This window comes from Mucilaginibacter sp. OK098 (assembly GCF_900142915.1).
In the GTDB taxonomy this organism is placed as follows: Bacteria; Bacteroidota; Bacteroidia; order Sphingobacteriales; family Sphingobacteriaceae; genus Mucilaginibacter.
In genome coordinates this window covers 696,939-720,658 of record NZ_FRCM01000002.1, presented here as the reverse complement: position 1 = coordinate 720,658, position 23,720 = coordinate 696,939, and the positions used below count along the sequence as shown (strand labels likewise).

Below are 23,720 nucleotides of genomic sequence, written 5' to 3'. Positions count from 1 at the left end.
CCCGGCATGGCCGGGATGCAGGTAATCAACTAAATCTCAGATCTCATACCTGAAATGGTTTTCTCAGCAATACTTTCCGTTACTATACTTGTCAGGAAAGTCTACATCAATTATTAGCAGTAAACGGCTGATAATTGGGGCGATTGACGCTGTCTTAATATCCTTTGGCTGTTTGTGCCGATTTCAAATTAGGATTATGGTCAACTGCGGTTTGTGGGTAAGGCATCAAAACAAATTTTGGATCCCAAACGCGTGCCTGTACAATAGTGTTAGTAAGATCATAAGTGCTTTTCATAACATCTTTTGCAATGTTCCATCGCCTTATATCAAAGAGGCGCTGCCCTTCGGCTGCCAACTCAATACGGCGTTCATTTTGTATTAAACCGCGTAAACTAAGCTGTGTGCTATAGGTTGTCTGCGAAACAGCAGGCATCCCGGCACGGTCACGAATATCATTAAGCGCTGCAAAAATGCTTGGATCTGGCCCGCTCAGTTCATTTTTAGCTTCGGCATAGGTCAATAATATTTCCGCATACCTGATAATAGGAAAATCCTGAGCTCCATCCCAATCAGCTGTTGTATAGACCGGGTCAACCAACTTCCTGAAATTATAGCCCGTTTTGCTATTATTGCTTCCACCCTTACCCCATGAAAAAGTGTAGCCGCTGTTAAACGCTCCCCAAGGACTTTTAGGGAATAAAATACTGGCATATAAGCGGGTGTCCCTGTTTTTAAATTCAGTAAGATAGGCAGCATTGGGATTGCCGTTATTGTAATTTGCAGCTCTTGCTGTTGCTGTTGGTGGTGTAAAGGTATTACCGCCCCTGTCCCAATAAGCATCAACCAATTCCTGCGTTGGTGTTATAGAGCTCCAGCCACCAAGGTCAGCAGGTGGAAATAGGGTTCTTAGCCCATTGCCATAAGCGTATGATGAATTGCTTATGTTTTGCGATGCAAGGATCACCTCTTTGCTACTGCTCTCATTAGCCTGCCAAAACTGCTGCTCATAACTGGCCATTCCTTTATAAAATTTTTGTTTGTCATTATCGTCCGCAAAAGTAACAAAGGTTGAATAATCATCCTGGGTATCAGCAGCGGTTAAAGTTGTTTTTCTGTATAAGGCATAACCCATGCCCATAACCTTTTGCGCAGTTGCTGCAGCATCGGCCCATTTACTATATTGCAGTTGCACTCTTGCCAGTATTGACAATGCCGCTCCGGAAGTTATCCTGCCGGTTTCATTATCAGTACCCCCTGCATAACTTGCAGGCAGATCAGCTGCGGCACTTTGTAGTTCTGATATAACAAAAGTAATTACATCTGCCTCAGGGGTGGGTGCAACAGCTGTTGTTAAAGGATCAGTATAGCTCTTCGTTAATAAAACAACAGGGCCAAATGTTTCTGCAAGCTCAAAGTAAGTAAACGCCCTTAAAGCCCTTGCTTCAGCAATAAACCGCTTTTCTAAGGCAGCATCCATCGGGGTTTTAGCTATATTATCTAAAAAGTAATTATATCTTCTGATATATTGATAACGGGCGTTATAGCCCTGGTCAAAAGTGGGACTGATATTACCCGCGCTTATTAAAGTAGCATTGCTTTCCCATGGATATTGAGCCATAGCATTATCAGATGCGCCGTCATTATAGGCATAATAATAACCTGTGTATGTATTATCGTTAGTGCTAAAATAGGTATAGCAGCCGGTAAGGGCCAAACTTGCTTCGTGTTCTGTTTTCCAGAAGGTCGCACTTGCTAATTGATCATTGGGGGTAAGAACAAGCGCTTTTTTACAACTGCTGAATGCAGCAATTGCAAAAATAATGATCGATGTATAAAATATTTTTTTCATAAGACTTTTATTAAATAGCTGTTATTAAAGGGTAAGGTTTACGCCGATTGAGTATGATTTTAATTGCGGATAGGAAGCGCGGGCCGAAGGTGCCTCCGGATCAAAATCTTTTAATCTTTTATCGCCTCTTATAGTGAACGGGTTATTGCTTGACAAATAAACTCTAAGGCCGCGGACACCGATTTTTTCTAATGAGCTTTTAGGGATGGTGTAACCTAATGTTAAAGATTTAACCCTGAAATAATCTGCATTAAACAGCCAATAGTCTGACTGTACTAAATTTTGCGAATTATTTTGAGATGTCAACAGGCGGGGGTATGGCGCATTTGCATTAGGGTTTGCCGGGGTCCAGCGGTCCAGAACATATGCTTTTACACCAGCTCCGTTAAAAAATGCCTGTGATGCTTCGTCTTCCAGGTAAACTTTCACACCGCTAATACCTTGCCCTATTACTGAAAAGTCGAAATTTTTATAACTCGCATTTACATTGAGGCCATACGTAAAGTTGGGCACATCGTTTCCAACAACTACACGGTCATTGGCATCAATTTTACCATCGTGATTTTCATCTACATATTTTATATCCCCGGCTTGGGTACCGGTATATTGTTTGGCACTTTGGGCAACTTCTGCATTGCTTGTAAACAAGCCATCAGACTTATACATATAAAAAGAACCAATTGCCTGGCCAACCATGTTGACATAGTAATTTCCGGTAGTTGAAGTGCCCAGGCCGCCTGCCAGACCCATGCTTACTATTTTATTCCAGATCCTGGTAAGGTTACCACCAACAGAAAACTTTAAGTCGCCAATGTGATTATTGTAGTTTAATGATAGTTCAATCCCTTTATTTTGTACCCGGGCTAAATTAACTGAAGGGCTGTTTGAAGAGGTCAGGCCGGCTTCATCAGGCAATGATGTTTGGGTTACCAATATGCCATTCGTCATCCTGTTAAAAACATCTACCTGTAAATTTAGGCTGTTATTAAACAAGCCGGCATCCAAACCAATATTGGTTGCATTAATTTTTTCCCAGGAAAGTAAAGGATTTGCAAGCTTTCCGGGCCATACGCCATCCTGTTTACTTTGGTCCAGGATAGCTGCTGTACCTGTATTTAAACCATCATAAAAATCATAATCGCCTACGTTTTTGATGTTTCCCAGTTTACCCCATGAGGCTCTTAACTTTAATTCAGAGATCCAGGTGATGCTTTTCATAAAGTCTTCCTGTGATACACGCCATCCACCTGAAACAGATGGAAAATATCCCGTGCGATGGCCGGGAGCAAACTGCGAAGCGCCATCCACCCGCATATTGGCTTCCAATAAATACTTGTTGTTATAGGAATAGTTTAACCTGCTAAATGCCGATTCAAGCGCATATTGCTGGATATTTCCTGTGCTGGTTGTATTCTCCGGAACAGCAGAACCGGCATTTATGGCATCCAGGTCATTAGTAGGGAAGTTTTTGCGTATTACTTCAATTACTCTGTCTTTATTCGCCTCGTATGACGTACCCGCAAATATCTTAAAATAGTGTTTGCCGATTTTTTTTTCATAACTGGCGGTAAACTGGGTCAGCAAATTGTTGGTGGTTTCCCATGCTTCATCCAACTGATTTGGCGTAACACCCGTGCCGCTTATCGGGGCGCCGGTATTAAAATTAAGGAGCGGGTCAATACTACTTGTAAAATGTGAGCTCATCCCATTATTAACATTAGGGTCAGTATTAGGGCCGTTATAAGTATTATAAGATACAAGGCCGTTTATATTCAACCCTTTAATTGGGGTATAATCACCATTAACCGATCCTATAAACCTACCGGCTGAACTTGAACTTCTTCCGCCTTCCTGCAGCGTACGCACAGTATTACCAGCGGTTATGGGGTCAATCTTACCTCCGTTAATGCTTCCCCACTCTCCGTTGCTTTGTTTATTTACCAATAATGGAGTTTCCCTGTTAAGGGTAGTAAAATTTATGGTTCCATCCTGGTTATTTACGTCGCTGCGGACAAAAGAAATATTAGAGCCAACTTTGAAATGATCGCTAACCTGCGATTCGATATTTGACCTGAAAGAATAGCGTTGTAATGCCTTATTGGGCAGCAATGAGTTTTGATCAAAATACGACCCGCTCAAAAAATACCTGGTTGTGTTTCCCCCTGAGATATTCAGTTCATGCTCGGTCATCGGGGCCGATTTTCTTAAAGTAAGGCTATACCAATTATTGTCCGGGTAATGGTCCGGATCTGAATGGTCTTTTATTTTTTGGAGCGCTGTAGAATCAAATACCGGCGTTCCCCCGGCGTTGGTTGTGGCTTCATTAAGTAAGGTAGCATAATCATAAGATCTGAGCCAGCTTGGCAATACTGTTGCTTTTTGGGAAGCATAGTACGCGTTATAATTAATGGTCGTTTTCCCTTCTTTACCTTTTTTGGTAGTTACGAGAATAACGCCATAAGCAGCACGTGATCCATACATTGCTGATGCGGAAGCATCTTTTAAAAATGATATGCTTTCTACATCGTTTGAATTGATAAGTGCAAAATCGGAAGCTCCTTCCGGTACCCCGTCAATTATGTACAGCGGGCCAGAACTCCCCAGGTTCCCGCGCCCCCGGATGTTAACACCTCCAACATCATTTCCGACATCTCCCGGCCGCGAAATAATGGTTACCCCCGGTACTATACCTTGTAATGCATTGGTTAATGAGGTAACCGGCCGGTTTATTAACTCTTTTGTGTTAACTGTGTTTACAGAACCCGTTAGGTTTACTTTTTTCTGGGTGCCATAGGCAACCACCACTACCTCTTCTAAGGTTTTGGATGATACTGATAATGTTACCTCTAAATTGGTTTTACCATTAATGCTTACGCTTTTTGTAACATAGCCAATAAATGAAAATGTTAAAACGCCATCTACAGGGGCATTAATGGCAAATTTACCATCGTTTGCAGTGCTTACTGCATTTGTTGTGCCTTTTATAGCAACAGTAACCGCGGGTATTACTTGACCCTCCGTGTCCTTAACAACGCCTGTAACCCTTACCTGGGCAAAGGCTATTATTGAGAACATTAACAACAAGCTGGTTAACAACGCCTGTTTTTTGTAAAAACTGCTCATAGTGTATTAATTTGGTTTGTGAATTGGTGAATAACGTAAACTAGCTGGCTGCTAATTCGATCTCAAGGTAGGAAGGTGTTAAATGAATGCCTAATTATTAGTGCCCTTAACTCAGCGCAAACGTTTGTTTGACAGTTATTAAAAATAACGATTTTTATAATTTAAATAGCTGTAAATAAGTATATTAATACTTTGTATAGATAGGGTTAATATGGATTTTGGTTGACGGTGGAATAAATGTCACGCAAACGTTTGTTCGTGAACTAAAAACTATTAAAGAAAGGGATTATAATTATTAAAAAACGGCTTAGTGTATTGTATTTGATGTTTTTAAAAAAAAGCGAATCCGGATCCCTAATCATCATAAATAAAAAAGCCGCCTCATAGTTACTATGAGACGGCTTATTCATATGTAGTTGTTTATGGGTTTTGGGTAAGCTTTGGATTAATATCTATTTCTGATTGCGGAATATAAAATATAACCCTTGGGTCTGTAGGTAAAACAGTTTGCATAATGTTTGTGTTTGGAACATTGTTAAGTGAATGTGTACCCGGGTAATTTCTTACCAAAGGTAAATTATTCCTGAACAGGTCATATGAACGTTGCCCTTCAAATGCAAATTCTAACCTTCGCTCTTCAAGCACAGCACCAAGCACATTGCCTGCACCAACATCGCTAAGGGTAAGTGTTGGTATTCCGGCACGAGTGCGGATAGTATTAACATCATCAAGCGCCAGCTGACTGTTTCCAAGCTTTGCATTAGCCTCAGCCTTGTTTAAATACATTTCGGCCAAGCGCAGGTAAACAGGCGAGCTCAATGTTACGATCCCTTCCTGGAAACTATATTTTGTAATGTAATACATTGGCGTATTTGGTGTAAGCTTTTTATTCATCTGCAAAACACCATCAATGGTATATGGAGCTATAAAGCTATGCCGAAGATCGGCTGGGTTTTTATCAAGATCCTCTACATATGTTTTTGAAGCATATATTTCACCCCAGCCGGTATTTCCCTGTCCTCCCGGAGTGGTTATAGGGCTTGTACCATCGGGGCCAAGGCCGCTGTAATACATGGACCCGATAGCGCTGAATCCCTCATCCTGCGTTTTTGTATACCTGATACAGAAAATGGTTTCCGTATTATCTTCCGGTACTCCGCTAAAGTATCCTGAATATGCACCACCCTGTAATAAAGTATAGCGGCCCGAGTTAATTACCAGGTCGGCATATTTAATAGCGTTGGCATTATCATTCATGTACAAATAAACACGTGACAGTAAGGCGTATGCTACCTCTTTTGATGCAAAAATATCGCTTTTTGCAACAGTCATCATGTCGGCGGCTTTTAAAAGATCAGCAATAACAGCGCCATATACATCTTTTACTGAACTTCTCGCCGGAAAGTAGTCTGTACTATTTTCACTTAACAATGGAACGCCGGGATTATTGCCGTTACCCTGGGTATACGGGCGGCCAAAAATTCTGACCAGGTTAAACTCAACCATTGCCCGCAGGTAAATGTTTTCGCCCTTTAGTTGTTTTAGATCAGCCGATGCATTATCAGGTATGGCTGCAATTACTTTATTGGCGCCTGCAATAAGGTGATAGCCCTGAACCCAGAAATTAGTTGCGTGGCCGCCGGTTGGTATTTGCGTATACCTGTAACACCTGGAGAGATCATCAGATGATGGCTGCCCCTGTGCAATGTTATCGCCCGGGTATTCCATCAAAAAATGCCCGCTTCTTACATATGCAGGGTTTCTTAATACGGCATAGGTTCCTATTGTTGCTGTTGCTATATCAGCCGCATTTGATAATGCCACTTTTTCATCAATTGCAGTTGAAGGCTCAACTTTTTTACATGCATTAAACAGTGTTGTTATAATGCCTATAGTAATTAATATTTTTATATATCTTATCTTTTTCATCGTTCTTTATTTAAAATCCAACGTTTATACCTAACAATAATTTCCTGCTGATAGGGTACTTGAAGCTTGATCCCCCTCCAGCTACCCTGTTTCCACTGCTGTCCAAAGGCGGGCTAAAATCAACTTCAGGGTCAACTCCAGTAAATTTGGTAAACGTTACCAAATTATCGCCGCTTATAAAGATCCGGGCACTTCTTATTTTTAAGCTGCTGATCCATTGATGAGGTAATTGATAGCCTAGTGTTGCATTACGCAGGCGCAGATAGCTGCCGTTTTCAAGATAACGTGTTGATTGCTGGTTTGAATTATGATTACCACCTTTAACAGACTGGGGTTCAGTAGCTATGTCGCCTGGCTTTTCCCAGCGTGTCCATCCGCTGGCCGGTATCATTGCATTATAACTGTCATACAATCCATCGCTATCAAAATAAGCGCGGCTGTCATTATACACCTGGTTTCCGTAAACAAAATTGAAGAATGTGCTTAAAGAAAAGCCTTTATAAGAGAATGTATTGGTTATGCCACCTGTAAACTTTGGCGAAGCAGAGGTTCCTGTATATTGTTTTGATGCCGATGCCTGAGAATAAATACTTGTTAGCTGCTTTGTGGTATTGCCATTGGCGTCAGTAACCAACCTTTCCCATTGGGGCTGGCCATTTGCCGGGTTAACCCCCGCCCAGATAGGCATATACCAGTCGCCTATATCATGGCCAACCGCAACTGGTTGTGATGCGCTCGGAGAGGCAACAGTTTCTCCGGCATTAAGCGATAGTACCTTATTGCGGTTAAATGCAATGTTAAAATTAGTTTCCCATTTAAAATCACCTATCAGGTTTTTTGAGGTTACGTTAACTTCAAGTCCGCGATTCCGTACCGAACCAATGTTCTCAAATATAAAGGAGTAACCAGCTGTTGCCGGTAGTGGCACATGGAATAATAAAGCGCTTGATGTTTTCTGATAAACATCCACACTTACATCTATCCTTTTAAATAATCCGAAATCAAGGCCTATGTTGGCTGTTTTCATCTTTTCCCAGGTAAGGTTAGGATTGGCCTTTTGTGAGGGGTATGCACCGGCTACACCGCCATAGCTTGCAGACTGATCAATTGAATATAAGCCCGAAGCAGCATAATTACCTATTTCAGCATTTCCGGTTGTACCATAACTTGCACGTAATTTTAAAAAGCTTATCGGCTTAATATTATCCATAAAAGCTTCTTTGGTTAAGATCCATGAAGCACCTGCCTGAAAAAAGTTTCCGCTTGGGTTATTAGTTCCAAAACGTGACGAGTGCTCACGTACAAATGAGCCCACAAAAAAATATTTTCCGGCATAATTGTAATCTGCCTGACCCAGGTATTTGCTAAAATTGAAATCATCCGTTCCCCCGCTTGGGTTGCTGATGATATCAGTAGCAGTTGACATCGCAGTATGCCCCGCAGGTAGTCCTTTTCCGTTTGACAGCGCATCATCAAAATGGTTCTTTTCTGCTTCGCCTACCGCAAGTAAAGTAAGGTTATGCTGGCCAAAGCTGTTATCATACTTTAACCTGTTTGAAGTAAGGATCCGGCTGCTATAATCATCCTGGATGTATAGTTCACCAGAGTTTGCGCCGCCTGCTTTAGTACGGGCATCACTATATGATGTATACTTATCATTGTATAAAGTTATCCTGTTATAGGTTGCAAAGCTTAAATGTTTGGTTATGGTATAATCCAGGTTCAGGTCGCCGCTTGTGTTAAGGCTCCTTTGGTTCGAAAAATTATATTGTAAACCCTGCAATGGGTTTTCAAAATCCCGGCCCTGCCAGCCCGGATAGCTACGGCCATCTGTTGGGGTGCCATCTGCATTAAAAGCAGGATCATAAGGCACGTTCAAATAAGCGTCGTACAGTAAATTATCGGTAGGATAAGTTTGCTGTGCATATATAGTATTTAACAAAACACTAAGCTTTAACTTGTCATTTAATTTGGTGATAACATTTGTACGGAAGTTGTAATTTTTGTTATTGTTGTCAATTAAAGTTCCCTGCTCGTTATAATAATTCCCTGATATATAATATTGCGTTTTATCAGATCCTCCTGATACAGATAGGGTATGATTTTGCGTAAGGCCTCTTCTGAACGCCAGGTTGAACCAATTTGTATTGTTATTTAAATCGGTTGGAAGAACGGTTTCAAATGTTTTTTGATAATCATACAGTTGCTGCGAATTCATCAAATGAAAATTGCCCGTTGTTTTGGTGTTGAATCCGACAACTGAGCTCATCTCAATTTTTGTTTGACCAGCTTTACCCATCTTGGTGGTAATAATAATAACTCCGTTTGCAGCTCTTGAGCCATATAAGCCTGTTGCAGCAGCATCTTTTAATACAGTTACCGACTCAACATCCGAAGCATTATACGTGCCGCCTATGTTACCATCAACAACAATTAACGGGCTGGTGCTGGCATTGATACTGCTAGCTCCGCGGATGAGGATACTCGAAGCGGACGTGGGATCGCCTGATCCGGTAGAGACCAATACGCCCGCGGCCTTACCCTGCAGTAAGCTTGCCACATCATTAGAGGTTACATCGCGCAGCTTATCACCGCTGATAACCGATACCGAACTTGATAATTGCGATACCTGTTTAGAGGTATAGCCTACAACCACAACTTCGTTTAAGGTTTTTAATGCCGATGCTAACACAACATCAAAACTGGTTTTACCATTAATGCCCACCTCTTTTGTGGTGTAGCCAATAAATGAAAATGCTAAAACGCCATTGGTGGGGGCGTTAATGCTAAATTTACCGTCGACCGAAGTACTTACGGCATCGGTGGTGCCTTTTATTGTAACGGTAACCGCGGGCATTGGTTGCCCGTCTGTATCCTTAACAACGCCTGTAACCCTTACCTGGGCTAAAGCCATTATTGAGAACATTAACAACAAGCTGGTTAACAACACTTGTCTTTTGTAAAATTTGTTCATAGTGTATAAATTTGGTTGAATAATGAGGTGAATAACATAAATCAGCAACTGCTAATCCGATCTCAAGGTAGGAAGGTGTTAAAGGAATGCCTAATTATTAAGGCCTTTAACTTAACGCAAACGTTTGCTTTATAATTACAAAAAAATCATTTTTTTATAACTTAAATTACTAATAATGAGTATTTTGCTATTATGTAGATTGTCATTAAAGTGGATTTTGATTGATGTGTGAATAAAGATGACGCAAACGTTTGTTAATAAATTAAAAAGCCATTGAAAAGGGAGCTTATAGAGCCTGCAAAATGGGTTAGTGTATTTTTGTGGTTTTTTTATACAGCAAAAGTCCGATACTTTGACAGTACAGATGAGTTCTCGTCCTCGCAGGGTCTCTCGGAGAGGACCCTGCGTTGGGTTTGCAGAAATTTATGTCATAGAAAAATGCCGCATACTTAGCAGGCGGCGCAGGAGTACAGAAGAGTTTCAATTACCAGGTAAGCCTGGTAATTGAATATAGAAGCTTATTTGTAACGATTAAATTGAAACAACCAGGGATTTATTGGCTTGGATACTTACCGGTTTTAGCAAGGTTATTAAAATAGTCGCATCCTCCAGGGTGAAATCAGCGGGGATTTTTTGTCCATCCATTATTACTGAAATGCTCTTTATTTCTTTTGGATCCATTTTTTCCAGGCTGATTTTCTGTAATTGCAACGAGCCATATTTTAATTCAAAAAGATGCACCTGTTTGCTCCTGGTTTTCTTTTGCGAATAGGTACCCCAGCCCAATGCTGTGGTAAACGGTGCTTTAAAGTTTTCTTTACCCCACTTTGGTGCAAAGCGGATAAACCCCTTTGGTCCGTGGTATTCAAAGCCACAGGCTGTAATAAATGTACCATAGCTGGCCATTGCCCGCCCGTAATGATCACTGCATTCAATTTCATTAAACGGGTTTCTTTTAAATGCGTTATACCTGTCATGAACGGCTCTTGTTAATATTAAAGATTCGTCTGTCATTCCCTCGGCCATCAGGTGGCTTGCCACCTGGTGTTCAAAACCCGTCATACATTCATAAAAATAGCCAATCTGCCATGTGTCTGATTCACCAAAAGGATGGGGTTCGTTTTTGGGATTGGTATTCATTACCATCCCACTTTCACCGGGTAAAGCATAAGGGCGCCAGCCGGAATGCTGCTCTTCAAAAGGGCCTACATCTTTCATAAAGTTGTGCTTCCAGAGCGATCTTAATGCTGTCAGCGTTTTTTCTTTGTTATTAATCCGGCCGATTCCTACCTGCCATGCCCAGCTTTGGCCCAATACCTGGTCTATATGGCAGGTGTTATACGAGCCGATCCCTTTCCTGCCTTTTATGGCGTCGGGGCGATGGATGTAATATTCACCATTGAATAAAAGTTCATCCATATTTTTAATTCCCTTTGCTACATATTCTTTACACCTGGCAGCAAAAATGGTATCGTTCATTTCTTCCGCCATCACACCTCCGGCTTTTACAGCGGCAATACACAGTCCCACTATCCAGGCAATTTCCCCATCCCACACCGCATCCAATGTGTTTTCCATCGGGGTATCCGTCATGCCATCACTATTCTTATCCTGATTGATGATGAATTGGGTAGCCTTTTTTATATTTATCCAGTTGTTTTTCAAAAATGTATTATCAGCGCTCATCTGGTGTTCGCGCAGGCAGCCTAAAACTCTGCCTGCCTGTCCGTCAATAGCAGGCCGTTTATCATACTCTCCCCTGAACCAGATCCCGCCGTCTTCCTGTAACGAGATCCCCAGATCCACCCGCTGGCGGTTATCCCGTTCAATGCCCGGGAAGATCCTGCCAATAGCCTGGGCATATTGCCATACATGCGTACAATTTCCTTCACAAGCCCCAACGCCTTCCCATGCCCATGAACGCCCGGTTTTAAAACGATGAGAAGTAGTAGTAGCCAGTGCCGAAATATTTAAAAAAGTTCGTTCCTGGAACCACCATGGCAAGCTCGAGTCATACCATGTGCTATTCCATAATTTTGTTTGGGATGTTAAGTGTGAAAAATGTTGAGCTACATAATCAGCAACAGCCCGGGCATCTGAAAACTTATTCAAATAATAATGCCCTGTTCTGGCATCGGGTATATCAATCCTTTTGCCAACATTGGGAAAGTGCCAGCTGATTACAAAGTCTTTTTTTATTGTTTCTCCGGATAATAACTTTTGTGATGAAACTACGCCCGCTATTAATTTTTCACTTGCATTTACAGCAGTTTCACCACCATCTGTTGAGATAAAAGATGTGTCGGAAAAAGGAAGTTGAAAAGAGCAGATACCTTTAGCATTTTCCCCGATGAATGACAAACACATGGATCCGGTATCACCCGCATCCGCATATTTTGCTTTATCCTCCGGTGTAAATGTAGCGAACACCGACACCTGATCTTTTTGGTTGATGACCGTGTTTATCCTTTTTCCATCGCCATTAGCAGTCGCCGAGAATTTATTTACGGCATTTTCAAGCCAGCCCACTATTGCTATTTCAACAGGCTCATTCCCTGTGTTTTTTATTTCAAAAGACTGAATTGTAGCGGGAATATTCGAATTGTCTTCATCCAAAGGAATAAACGGGGAGAATGCGGTTAGCTTAATTTCCAACGGCAATTTTGCATCAATATATCTAACTATAGCTATAGGGTAAGTTGCTTCAAATTTGATCTCCTCCCAATCGTCATAGTGAAATCGTTTAACTATAGCAGCTCCCTGATATTTAACTTTTATAGCAAAGCCTTGTTCAATTGGGCGAATGTCTTTTGATGGCTGGATATAACAAGCCCCATCGCGCGAACGTACTTTTTTACCCATGTCCTGAACGGTTTTATTCCATTCAACAACTTTGGGCTCAATTCCTTCCTGGTTTTTGTTAAAAATATCCCAAAGCCATAAACGTCCATCACCCCCCAAATACACTGTGCCGCAATTAATACCGCCTACCGGCATACCAATATATTGCAACTCGTTTTTGCTTTTTAGGTACGTTGTAACAGCTCCTCTGTTATACAGCGACTTAACCAAATCAGGATTCAAGGTATTATCCGAAGATATTTTTCCGTTACCGGGTTTATTCCAGGCGAACGGGCCAGCAATGGCAGGGATGCGTGAAACCAGCAGTCCGGCGGTAACCATACCTGTGTTCCTTATAAAATTCCGGCGGTTAATTTTTTTTGGTGTCTGCATGCTTAAGAAGGCTTTTAATTTTTTTCTCTTGATTCCTGGCTCTTAATTCCTGACTCTTTTATCTCTATTCATACCCGTTTTTTAAAACCAGCGTAGCTCCGGGTTTAAAGGTTAAATTTATAAAACCCTCATTAACATTGCTTATAGTCACATCTTTTCTAGTTGCTGCGAACCAGGTTTTAAAAGGCAGCTTTAATTTTGTGCTCCCGCCTTTTTCCGAAACAATTTTAACTTCTTCAACCTGTCCCCCGGTTTTCTTTACGCTCACCAGGAAAGCGCCTTCGGCCCGGAGCTTTTCAAATGCAATATCTTTCCACTCAACAGGTACAGCCGGCATTATTTCAATAAACCCGGCATAGCTTTGCAACAGCATTTCCTGCAGACCGGATGCAAATGCAAAATTGCCTTCCAGCGTAAACGGACGATAGGTGAATTTTGAGTAACCTGATTTTGTTTGATCGCCATTTAAATGGAAACTGTTTACAGAGCAAAACGCTTTTGCAAAAATATCAAGAGCTTTTGCCGCACCTTCGCCATCTTTTGCCCGTGCTTTCATGCTGGCCAGCCATGAGTATGAATAACCGCACCAATAAGCAGGTCCTATACTATCCAGTAAATGAATAGAGTTTTTCATGATAGATTGAGATCGGGCGCCATCTTCCCATTTTATTAACCCCAATGGATAGATGCTCATCATGTGCGAGAAATGCCGGTGCGACTGATTATAGGTCATGGTGGGGGAGAACATCAATTCATTGGCCGGGCTAACTGCAAAATCACCAAACTCAGATGAGATCTTATGCCAATGTGCCGCTTCATCCTTTAACCCTAATTCAGCAGCCAACTCGGTTGCAGCTTTAAAAGTGAATTTCATCAGCGACAGATCATAGTTGGTATTCTGATGAAACCAGGCGGTAAGATCATTGTCGTTTATCTCAGGACTTGAGCTAATCTGCAATTTGCGATGACCTTTTTCATCTATCACTGTTATGCTTTCTAAAAATGTTGCAGTTGCTTTTACCCACGGATAAGCCCTGTTGCGTAAAAAGGTTTTATTCATACTGTATCGCCATTGCAAATAATAATGCTGCGCCAGCCACGATGATACGGTAGGGGATAGCGAGTATTGGATCCAGCCGCCCATTTCAGTGCCATCTAAAGTGGTAACACCGGGAACAGCTAAGCCGGGTTTGCCAAAATACATTTTAGTATAGCGCTCATAATTGGCTTTGTTGGCATCCAGATGATCAAGGTATGGCATCCCCAGGTCAAGGTGATTGCCGCTGTAGCTGGGCCAATAGCTTAGCTGGGTGTTTAGGTCATGATGAAAATCGCCTTTCCATGGCGGCAGGCGGCCGTTATCGGCCGTCCATACAGCCTGCAGAGAGATAGGCGGTGCACCCGGTCTTGATGCAGAGCCAAATTTGTATTGTTCCATATACCATTGCTTCTCTAGCAATGTATCCGGAACATGAATGGCAGATTTGCTCCAGAAGTTCTCCCACCATGCTTTATGCGAATTGAAAGCATCTGCATAGTTATGTTTTAAGGCATTTTGTGAAATAACACTTGCTGCAATAGTAATTTTTTTACCGGGATATTGTGACGAAATGCTCCAGGTGCCCTCAATAGTAGTTGCATTTGTTTTGTGCCAGCTTACATTAATTTGATAGGTAAAACCACCCCAGCCTTTTTGCGTATAAGTAATGCTGTTGCCTTGCTGTTTAATTGTTCCCTGCGAATAGCCTAGCCTCGACAGATCATCCCCACCAACAGGATCTCCGGATATTTTTACTTCGCCCTGGTATTTGGGCGCTATTAATTGAGGAATGAGGTCGGTTTTCATATTTTCAAACCTGAACCAGCCAACCGGAGTGGTTGCACTTACAAATGTTTTTAGTATTATGCCATTTGCCCATTTAACTTCGCATAATGCGTTAGGCAAATGCAAGTTAACTGAAGTTACGCTGCCCCAGCTTTTTGTATCAAACTCCAGTGCCCCGCCCGGAATTTTTGAAGGCGCAGGTTCGTGATCATATGGTTCATCAAAATATTTCTGAACCGGTGCATAATCTTTTTTATTTACCTGGTCAATTACCCATTGGTAGTTAAATTCAGGCCGGTGAAGTCCTTTCATTGGGCGCATGTCCCACAAATCAGCTCTATCGAGCGAAAAGCGTAAATGATCTGATCTTTGCCAAACAAGGGCGCCCAGCATACCATTGCCTAACGGAATTGCTTCATCCCAGCGGTTGGCCAGTTTTTTAAAATGCAGATCGTGCTTTGTTGGTTGTGCAAATAAGCCGTTGCTAAATAGTAAAAGGGCAGCTATTGCAATTATTCTCTTCATCGGAAACTCATTAGGGTAATGGCGGAATCTATTATATGTGATTTGTAATTTACAGATCACTATAAAGATAACAGTAAAAAAAATCCCGGAGGGCTCCCCCTCCGGGTGTTGTTACCTGGGTAACTCAATCAACTAAACCAAAGTTCTTATTTAAAACCCGCTGTCATCAAGCGCGAATGTATTTTTACGCTCTTTCCATTTGCCTTTTGTAAAATCTGGAAACTCCTGTACGGCATTACCTTCTTTTATTGATTTTGTAGACAGGGGAGCTATCACGCTCATTGTCATGGAATCATAAACATCAATAGGTGTTTGTTTCTTTTGTTTAACCGATTCAACAAAGGCGTTAAAAACAAACCAGTCCATACCACCGTGACCTGCACCTTCGGCAAACTTTTCATATTTTTTCCAAAGCGGGTGGTCGTACTTTTCAAACCATTGTTGTGCCGGGTCCCAGCTATCATCCTCTTTTGATTTATGGTCAATATAAATGCTTTGATTAACATCCATCCAAAGCCCTTTTGTACCCTGAACCCTGAACCCTAATGAATAGGGGCGGGGCAAATGAGTGTCATGGGTTAACAGTACGGTTTCGCCATTGGCACAGTTTATCATGGTTTGTACTATATCACCCTCTTTGTAATTGATCTTTGCATTTTTATTTCCGGGTGCTTTTTCTTCTACATAAGCAGCAAGGCCCTTTGCCTTTGAGCTGAATGATGATAAGCTGGTAAAGCGGTTTCCTGCGTTAATATCAATATAGTGCATGCAAGGGCCGGCGCCATGAGTTGGATATAAGTCGCCATCCCTGTCAATATTAAACTGGGTGCGCCATTGTGCCTCGCTTGTTGCATCTGGTCCGAATGTAACGCCATCCGGTCCGTTAAATAAAACACCGCGCAGGTTATGCTGATAGCCACCCTCAACATGTAATAATTCGCCAAATAAGCCCTGTCTTGACATGTTTAATGCCGCCATTACATCACGGCGGTAACAAACATTCTCCAAAGTCATATAAGGGATGCCTGTTTTTTCAGATGTATGCACAATATCCCAATGCTCGTCAACTGTTAAACCGGCTATAACCTCACAACCTACATATTTACCTGCCTTCATGGCATCAATAGACTGTGGGTGGTGAAACTGCCATGGTGTGGCAATAATTACAGCATCAATATCTTTTCTGTCGAGAAGTTTTTTATATGCATCAAGGCCGCCAGTATATTCAACAGCTGCAGGTTTGCCTTTTTTGGCGATATACTCGCGGCATCTTTTTAATGATCTTTCCTGGATATCGCAAATAGCTACAATTTCCACATCATCGCGTAATAAGCCTTCTGCTATATGGCTCATGCCGCGGGCGCCCACGCCAATATAGCCTAACCGTACTTTTCCACCTGATTTAGCAAAAAGGCTGCCCGATGGTAAAATTGTAAACCCTGCTGCGGCAATTGCGCCTGCTCTTATAAATTCTCTTCTTTCCATATTAGTTATTAGTTTTAGATAGTTTTTGGTTTCAGTTTGTGCCCCGCAATAGCGAAGTATACTATTATTATATAACACGGCACCAGGATCCAGTAGCCTTCGGTAGCGGCTATGTTCTTTAGCTGCCCGCCTGTAGTTAGCTTATCAACAATAAATCCGTACAATAAAGGAATAACCGCGCCACCCGCGATTCCCATGATCAGCAATGACGAGCCGATCTTTGTAAACTTGCCTAACCCGTTTATAGCAAGCGGCCATAAGGCTGGCCACATTAATGCATTGGCAATACCCAGTAATGATACAAATGATACAGAGGCATAGCCTGAAGTAAAAATTGCCCCAAAAGAACATACTATGCCAATAAAGGCCGATACCTTCAATGCCTTCTCCTGTGTAAAGTATTTGGGGATACATATAATGCCTACAATGTAACCGGCTATCATGCAAAACAACGTGCAGGTGGTAAAATATTTTGCTATAGTTAAAGGAATGCCCTGGCTTGATGCGTAACTGATAACGGAATCTCCGGCCATAACTTCAACACCTACGTATACAAACAAGGCCAGTACGCCAACCAGTAAATGCGGAAACTGGAAGATGCTGGTCTGCTGGCTTTCAGCCGGTGTAATAGTATCGTCATCCTTTTTCGCATCAACTTCGGGCAGGGTTGAGTAATAAACAAATACTGCCAGCAACACCAGCACAATTAATATAACTATGTAAGGTAAAATAACCCTGTGGCTAAGCATGTTAAGCTCAATTTCTTTTTGGGCGGGCGTCATGGTTAGCAGTCGTGCTTTTATTCCATCTGCATCTGTTAATATAAGTGCGCCCAGTATAATTGGCGCAATAGCGCCTGCTATCTTATTAAAGATCCCCATTATACTGATGCGCTTGGCTGCGCTTTCAATGGGCCCTAAAATAGTTATATAGGGGTTTGATGCTGTTTGAAGTATGGTAAGCCCTGTACCCAGCACAAATAGGCCGGTTAAAAAAAGCGGGTACATCCGGGTTAAGGCAGCGGGGATAAAGATCAGCGCGCCAACGGCCATAATAAGCAAGCCGACCGCCATGCCGTTTTTAAAACCCGTTTTGGCTAATACCCGCGATGCCGGTACACCCATAACCAGGTAAGCAATGTAAAAGGCAAACACCACCAGGTACGATTCAAAATTATTAAGCTGGCAAGCAATTTTTAAATAAAGTATTAACACTGAGTTTAGCCAGGTAACAAAGCCAAAAACAAAAAACAAAGCGCCAATAATATAAATAGGGCTGATGCCTTTAGCCGGCTGGGTACTTCCTGATGTGGTTTGTACTGTTTTATTCATCTTTTTAAAAGTTTAAAAGTTTATTTAAGTAATTTATAATGATGAATTTATGAATACTATCCTAAAAAATACCATTCTTGTGTAATTAAGCCTATGCAAACGTTTGATAACTAATGCCATTTATTTACTTATACCAAATTCAAAAATTGTTTTGCTTTTAAATATCTCACCTTCCCGTAAAACCGTATTTGGAAAATGAGGCTGATTGGGCGAATCGGGATATTGCTGTGTTTCAAGGCAAAAGCCGCTTCTTCGTGTGTATATGGCACCATCTTTACCAACAGCTCCATCCAATGCATTACCGGGATACAAGTGAACGGCTGGCTCAGTAGTATACACTGTTAAAACCCGGCCACTGCCTGCCTCCGTTACCTGTGCTGCCAGGGTTAATTCGTCAGAGTTTTCACCTTTAATTACCCAGCTATGGTCATACCCATCGCTTAAGATCAATTGCTCATCGCCTGCATCAATATCTTTACCAATAGCTTTTGGCGTTTTAAAATCAAAAGGAGTTCCATTTACGGGTGCAATTTCGCCATGCGGAACCTGGCTTTTAGTTACCGGTAAATAGCTGTTTAAGGGCATCATAAGCTCATGTTCAAGTATGTTGCCGCTTGCGTGCCCGGCCAGGTTAAAATAAGTATGCTGCGTTAAGTTGAGCAAGGTGGTTTTATCTGTCTTTGCTGAAAGATCAACAATCAGTTGATCTTGATCATTCAAAGTATAAGTTACAGTTACCAGTAAATTCCCCGGGAAGCCTTCCTCGCCATCCGGGCTTAAATATTCCATTTTTACTGAAGGGGAACCATTATTCATAATAAAGGTCGGTTTCCATACCTTTTTATTAAAGCCAATCGCTCCGCCATGATGATGGTACCCTCCTGGCTTAACTGTTAGCTGATGAAATTTACCATCCAGCTCAACCAAACCACCGGCTATGCGGTTTGCATAACGGCCAACAATTGCACCTATATAATGGTTATCGTTAATATAACCTTGTAAATTATCATACCCAAAAGCAATATCGGTGAAATTACCTTCCTTATCAGGAGTTGTAATTGCCGTTACGCTTGCTCCAAAATTGGTGATATCAACCCCAATACCGTTTGCATTTTGCAAATGATAAAGGTAAATATCCTGGCCTTCTATAGTGCCCCAATGCTTTAAAGCAGGTTTTGTATTATTCATATTTTTATTCTCAACGGGTTGATAACAGGTTTATGCTGCTATATATTTTTTGAATTTAGAGATTATGACGCACGATATATTATTTTTGACAACGCAAACGTTTGATTGATTTCTGTTTTACGACAAATGGTTCGCCAATATAAACTGTACACAAACGTTTGATTAAACTTAATACTTAAATTTATATTAACTTTAAATTCACAATTAAACACATTTGTAAATGCGATCAAAGCCGGCTACTATAAAGGAAATTGCACAGTTATTAAATATATCTGTATCAACGGTTTCCAGGGCATTGCATGATCATCCCAGCATTGGGCTCACTACCCGGCAAAAAGTAAAGAAACTGGCTGGTGAACTTAATTACGAACCTAATCAAACCGCTATTTTTTTACAGCAGGGCCGTACGCTTACCATTGGCGTAATATTACCCGAGCTTTCCGAATCCTTTTTTTCATCAGCCATTAGCGCTATAGAGGATAGCGCATATAAAAGAAATTACACCGTTTTGCTGGCTCAATCGCATGATGACGAGCAAAAGGAAAAACAGCTGGTCGAAAAAATGAAAAATCACCGGGTTGACGGGCTTTTGGTTTCTGTAAGTAAAAACACCTCCTCCTATCAGCATTTTGAAAATCTTAAGCAATACAATATCCCTATCGTTTTTTTCGACAGGATCCCGGCTATGCAAAACATTCATTACGTAGCCTGTAATATGGAAATAGGTACCATTGAAGCGGTAAGCTACCTGTTAAAAAAAGGTCACCGTTCTATTGGAATGATCAATGGCCCCGGCACTTTGTTTGCCAGCGGAGAAAGAAAGGAAGGCTATATTAAAGCAATGATAAAAAACCGGTTGAAGTTTGATCCCTCACTAATTGTAACGTGTGATTTAACAGAGGCAGGAACCCAACAGGCATTAAATGAACTGCTGGCCAGCAAAAGAAAGCCTACGGCAGTTGTAACTTTTAATGATTATGTGGCGCTTTTTGCTATTAAACATGCCACCGATTTGAAATTAAGAATAAACCAGGATCTTGAATTTGTAAGCTACGCCAATTTACCCCTCATTAATTATATGGAAAGTATCCCCTCAGCTTCGGTTGAACAATTCCCATACCTGCAAGGCCAGAAAGCTGCTGATATATTACTTGACCTGCTTGCGCAAAAGCACCAGGGGGTTGCCGAGCAAACCGCCTATTACAAAATTATTATAGAATCGCAGCTGATTGAAAACCGCGGTGCGGCAGATATAAAAGGGAAATAAAAACGGACAAACGTTTGCGCATAATTATAAGTTAGCTATTGATTAAATTTGAGCTTTTGTAATTCCTTATGATGGATAATATCCTAAACGCTTTTGGTTTAAAGCCCAATAATTACCATGTAGTACCTTTTGGTTCTGGTTTAATTAATTACACCTGGAAAATTTCGGGCACAAGCCAGCAATACATATTACAACGAATTAATAAAAATGTATTTAAAACACCGCAGGATATTGCCAATAACCTGGTTCAGTTAGAAAATTATCTGAAGCAAACCGCTCCTGAGTATCTTTTTGCAGCACCATTACCAACAGTAAACGGAGAGAATTTGGTGGAAGATGAGGGGAATTATTACAGGTTATCGCCATTTATTAAAAACTCGCATACGGTTGATTTTATTGAACAGGATAAGCAGGCTTATGAAGCAGCTAAACAATTTGGCAAATTCACCCGGCTGTTAAAGGATTTTGACCTAACACAATTAAGGTACACGCTGACTGATTTTCATAACCTAACCCTCCGGGTTGAGCAATTTAAAACTGCTTTGGCTAATGCCGATAAAGGAAGGTTAAACGATGCCGCGACCGAAATTTTGCAGGTTGAAGCTAATATTGATATTGCACTGATCTATGAACAATTGGTAAAGGGCAAGCAGATCCCTATGAGGGTTATCCACCACGATACCAAGATCAATAATATATTATTTGATGATAACAACTGCGGCCTGTGTGTAATTGATCTTGACACCGTAATGCCTGGTTATTTTATTAGCGATGTTGGCGACATGATGCGTACCTATCTCTCGCCTGCTAATGAAGAAGAGCGGGATTTAAGTAAGGTGCAAATAAATGACGACTATTTTATAGCCGTGTACAAAGGTTATATGGAAGAAATGGGCAGCGCTTTAACGGCTACAGAAAAAGACCTGTTTATCTATTCGGGCAAGTTCATGATTTACATGCAGGCTATCCGCTTTTTAGCCGACTATTTGAATGGAGATGTTTATTATCATACCCAATATGCAGAGCATAACCTGGTAAGGACGCAAAATCAATTAATATTGCTTGAGAGGTACCTGCAATCAGAAAGCAGGTTCCTGGGATATATTGCCCAGCTGGAAAAAGCATTTGTTAGTTCCATTTAAATAAAGTCTGCAAATAAAATTGGGGGTGATCGGGGCTTGCCATATTGTTTAACTGTTAATCAAAAGGCGATATATAAATTATAAGTTTAACATTTACCTCCTGATAAACTTGTCTTTTAAAACGCGCTCCATAACCGCGTTAGCAAAGCTTAGTCCCATCGTTATTTTTATATCGCCCAGGTGAAGCGTATTACCTTCAATAGCATTAATTCGCTGTACATTAACAATATAACTTTTGTGAACCTGTATGAATTTTTCGGCAGGTAGTTTCTCCAAGATCCCTTTAATGGTTAAGTAAGCAATCAGCTTAGCGCCCATTGTATAAATGATCACATAATTAGCCATTGCTTCTACATAAATCAATTCATCATATATTACCCTTTCAATTTTTCTGTCGCATTTTATATAAAAATGATCAGCATCAACTTTTTCGGCTATTGATTTATTTTCTTTTAATGATTTTAGTTCGAGTGCTTTTTGTGATGCTTTTAAAAAACGTTCTAAAGAAAAGGGTTTAACCAGGTAATCAATTACGGCCAGCTCAAAACCGTCAAGCGCGTACTGGCCATAAGCAGTGGTCATGATCACCATTGGCAAATTAGGTACCGACCGTAAAAATTCAATGCCATTCATTTTGGGCATATTGATATCCAGGAAGATCAGGTCAACTTTTAGGCTATTGATCAGCCCTACGGCTTTTACCGGATTTACAGCAGTGCCGGCTAATTCCAAAAAGTCAGTTTCCTCTATATATTCCTGTAATAGTTTACGGGCAATAGGCTCATCATCAATGATCAGGCATTTCAGTTTCATACATCAAACAATGTTAATGTGATCTCATAACTTTCATCACGTTCATCAATCTTTAACTCGTGTTTATCCGGATACAAAAGCTCCAGCCTCCTTTGCACATTGGTGATCCCTAAACCAGAAGCCTTTTCGGCCTGGTTGATATAAACATCCTTTGTATTAAGTATTTTAAAAACGAGGTGTCCATTCTGGTGATTTAATTTAATATCAATAAAATTATCCCTGCCATCATTAAACCCCACATATTTGAAAGCATTTTCTATAAAAGTGATCAATAATAACGGAGCTATTTTTAAATTTCCACTTATTTTATCATCACAAAATGACACCCTGATCCGGTCATCAATCCTGCTTTTTTGAAGGTCGATATAATTTTTGATGTAATTGAGCTCCCTGTCCAGTTCAATCTGTTCAACATTACACTCATATAGCTGGTAACGAAGCATTTCAGAAAATTTAAGAAGCATTTCCCTTGCCGGCTTATTCGTTTTGTCAATATGCCCGTAAATAGAGTTAATGGAATTAAATAAAAAGTGCGGATTAAATTGCGCCCTTAAAAAATTAAGTTCATTGGTAGCTTTTTCTTTCTCAATTTTCTCAATATAAATTTCAGAACTGATCTTATCTGCAATCATTTTGCCAGCCAGGATGAAAACTACCCAAAACAGGATATTAACAAACGAATTATTAAATATGCTCAGATAATCAAAATGAGTCCCCGATACCTTAAACAGGTAAATAGTTACTGCCATTGAAACAGGTATTCTTATTATGGCAGTTAAGGTAATTGCCAGGATAAACAAGACCCCGAATTTTACATATTGCTTTTTATTGAGTAAGTAGGGAATATTATACAGCGTATTAAAGTAGTAATTGGCTGCTATAAATATTAAATAACAAAATTGAATTGTTATGGCACGGGTAAGTACCAGGGTGTTGTTTCTGAAAACAAAGACCCAGAAAATATAAGCCAGCAGCCAAAATAAGAGATGATATATGATGGTGTTTCGTCTCAAGATCAATTTGAAATTATATGAT

At 40.9% G+C, this 23,720-nt stretch carries 13 protein-coding genes; 2 read left to right on the top strand and 11 right to left on the bottom strand.

Features of this window, described 5'->3' with window-relative positions; genetic code table 11:
• Window positions 1-154: 154 nt before the first annotated feature.
• From BUE31_RS10155 to BUE31_RS10115, 9 genes are all read right to left on the bottom strand, one after another.
• The gene (locus tag BUE31_RS10155; protein ID WP_073402961.1) at window positions 155-1,849 is read right to left on the bottom strand and encodes a RagB/SusD family nutrient uptake outer membrane protein; all 1,695 of its coding nucleotides are present in this window, start codon (window positions 1,847-1,849) and stop codon (window positions 155-157) included.
• Window positions 1,850-1,873: 24 nt separating this feature from the next.
• Window positions 1,874-4,972 carry a SusC/RagA family TonB-linked outer membrane protein gene (locus BUE31_RS10150; RefSeq protein ID WP_083619617.1) on the bottom strand — a complete coding sequence of 1,033 codons (3,099 nt, stop codon included), beginning with the start codon at window positions 4,970-4,972 and terminating at the stop codon, window positions 1,874-1,876.
• A 420-nt stretch (window positions 4,973-5,392) separates the two neighbouring features.
• A complete protein-coding gene (locus tag BUE31_RS10145; protein ID WP_073402959.1) occupies window positions 5,393-6,901 on the bottom strand; it encodes a RagB/SusD family nutrient uptake outer membrane protein in 1,509 nt (502 codons plus the stop codon).
• Window positions 6,902-6,911: 10 nt separating this feature from the next.
• The gene (locus BUE31_RS10140) at window positions 6,912-9,875 is read right to left on the bottom strand and encodes a SusC/RagA family TonB-linked outer membrane protein (protein ID WP_073402957.1); all 2,964 of its coding nucleotides are present in this window, start codon (window positions 9,873-9,875) and stop codon (window positions 6,912-6,914) included.
• A 531-nt stretch (window positions 9,876-10,406) separates the two neighbouring features.
• Complete coding sequence (locus BUE31_RS10135; RefSeq protein WP_073402955.1) at window positions 10,407-13,109, bottom strand: GH116 family glycosyl-hydrolase; 2,703 nt, start codon at window positions 13,107-13,109, stop codon at window positions 10,407-10,409.
• A gap of 64 nt (window positions 13,110-13,173) precedes the next feature.
• A complete protein-coding gene (locus BUE31_RS10130) occupies window positions 13,174-15,459 on the bottom strand; it encodes a glycosyl hydrolase family 95 catalytic domain-containing protein (protein ID WP_073402953.1) in 2,286 nt (761 codons plus the stop codon).
• 150 nt (window positions 15,460-15,609) lie between these two features.
• Window positions 15,610-16,944: a Gfo/Idh/MocA family protein gene (locus BUE31_RS10125; RefSeq protein WP_073402951.1), complete on the bottom strand. Its 1,335-nt coding sequence runs from the start codon at window positions 16,942-16,944 to the stop codon at window positions 15,610-15,612.
• Between the two features lie 14 nt (window positions 16,945-16,958).
• The gene (locus BUE31_RS10120) at window positions 16,959-18,275 is read right to left on the bottom strand and encodes a sugar MFS transporter (RefSeq protein ID WP_073402949.1); all 1,317 of its coding nucleotides are present in this window, start codon (window positions 18,273-18,275) and stop codon (window positions 16,959-16,961) included.
• Between the two features lie 120 nt (window positions 18,276-18,395).
• A complete protein-coding gene (locus BUE31_RS10115; RefSeq protein ID WP_073402947.1) occupies window positions 18,396-19,463 on the bottom strand; it encodes an aldose epimerase family protein in 1,068 nt (355 codons plus the stop codon).
• 220 nt (window positions 19,464-19,683) lie between these two features.
• Here BUE31_RS10115 and BUE31_RS10110 point away from each other — a divergent pair, with 220 nt between their 5' ends.
• Complete coding sequence (locus BUE31_RS10110; RefSeq protein WP_073402944.1) at window positions 19,684-20,730, top strand: LacI family DNA-binding transcriptional regulator; 1,047 nt, start codon at window positions 19,684-19,686, stop codon at window positions 20,728-20,730.
• A 68-nt stretch (window positions 20,731-20,798) separates the two neighbouring features.
• The gene (locus BUE31_RS10105; protein WP_073402942.1) at window positions 20,799-21,872 is read left to right on the top strand and encodes a phosphotransferase enzyme family protein; all 1,074 of its coding nucleotides are present in this window, start codon (window positions 20,799-20,801) and stop codon (window positions 21,870-21,872) included.
• 93 nt (window positions 21,873-21,965) lie between these two features.
• Here the strand turns inward: BUE31_RS10105 and BUE31_RS10100 are convergent, their stop codons facing one another.
• A complete protein-coding gene (locus tag BUE31_RS10100; protein ID WP_073402940.1) occupies window positions 21,966-22,685 on the bottom strand; it encodes a LytR/AlgR family response regulator transcription factor in 720 nt (239 codons plus the stop codon).
• Entirely contained in the window at window positions 22,682-23,698 is a 1,017-nt protein-coding gene (locus tag BUE31_RS10095) for a sensor histidine kinase (RefSeq protein WP_073402938.1), read from the bottom strand. The genes BUE31_RS10100 and BUE31_RS10095 overlap by 4 nt, the downstream gene beginning before the upstream one ends.
• Window positions 23,699-23,720 lie beyond the last annotated feature (22 nt).

Excerpts from the sequence above, each read along its gene's own strand:
- BUE31_RS10155 (WP_073402961.1), bottom strand. The coding sequence starts at position 1,849 with ATGAAAAAAATATTTTATACATCGATCATTATTTTTGCAATTGCTGCA.
- BUE31_RS10150 (WP_083619617.1), bottom strand. The coding sequence starts at position 4,972 with ATGAGCAGTTTTTACAAAAAACAGGCGTTGTTAACCAGCTTGTTGTTA.
- BUE31_RS10145 (WP_073402959.1), bottom strand. The coding sequence starts at position 6,901 with ATGAAAAAGATAAGATATATAAAAATATTAATTACTATAGGCATTATA.
- BUE31_RS10140 (WP_073402957.1), bottom strand. The coding sequence starts at position 9,875 with ATGAACAAATTTTACAAAAGACAAGTGTTGTTAACCAGCTTGTTGTTA.
- BUE31_RS10135 (WP_073402955.1), bottom strand. The coding sequence starts at position 13,109 with ATGCAGACACCAAAAAAAATTAACCGCCGGAATTTTATAAGGAACACA.
- BUE31_RS10130 (WP_073402953.1), bottom strand. The coding sequence starts at position 15,459 with ATGAAGAGAATAATTGCAATAGCTGCCCTTTTACTATTTAGCAACGGC.
- BUE31_RS10125 (WP_073402951.1), bottom strand. The coding sequence starts at position 16,944 with ATGGAAAGAAGAGAATTTATAAGAGCAGGCGCAATTGCCGCAGCAGGG.
- BUE31_RS10120 (WP_073402949.1), bottom strand. The coding sequence starts at position 18,275 with ATGAATAAAACAGTACAAACCACATCAGGAAGTACCCAGCCGGCTAAA.
- BUE31_RS10115 (WP_073402947.1), bottom strand. The coding sequence starts at position 19,463 with ATGAATAATACAAAACCTGCTTTAAAGCATTGGGGCACTATAGAAGGC.
- BUE31_RS10110 (WP_073402944.1), top strand. The coding sequence starts at position 19,684 with ATGCGATCAAAGCCGGCTACTATAAAGGAAATTGCACAGTTATTAAAT.
- BUE31_RS10105 (WP_073402942.1), top strand. The coding sequence starts at position 20,799 with ATGATGGATAATATCCTAAACGCTTTTGGTTTAAAGCCCAATAATTAC.
- BUE31_RS10100 (WP_073402940.1), bottom strand. The coding sequence starts at position 22,685 with ATGAAACTGAAATGCCTGATCATTGATGATGAGCCTATTGCCCGTAAA.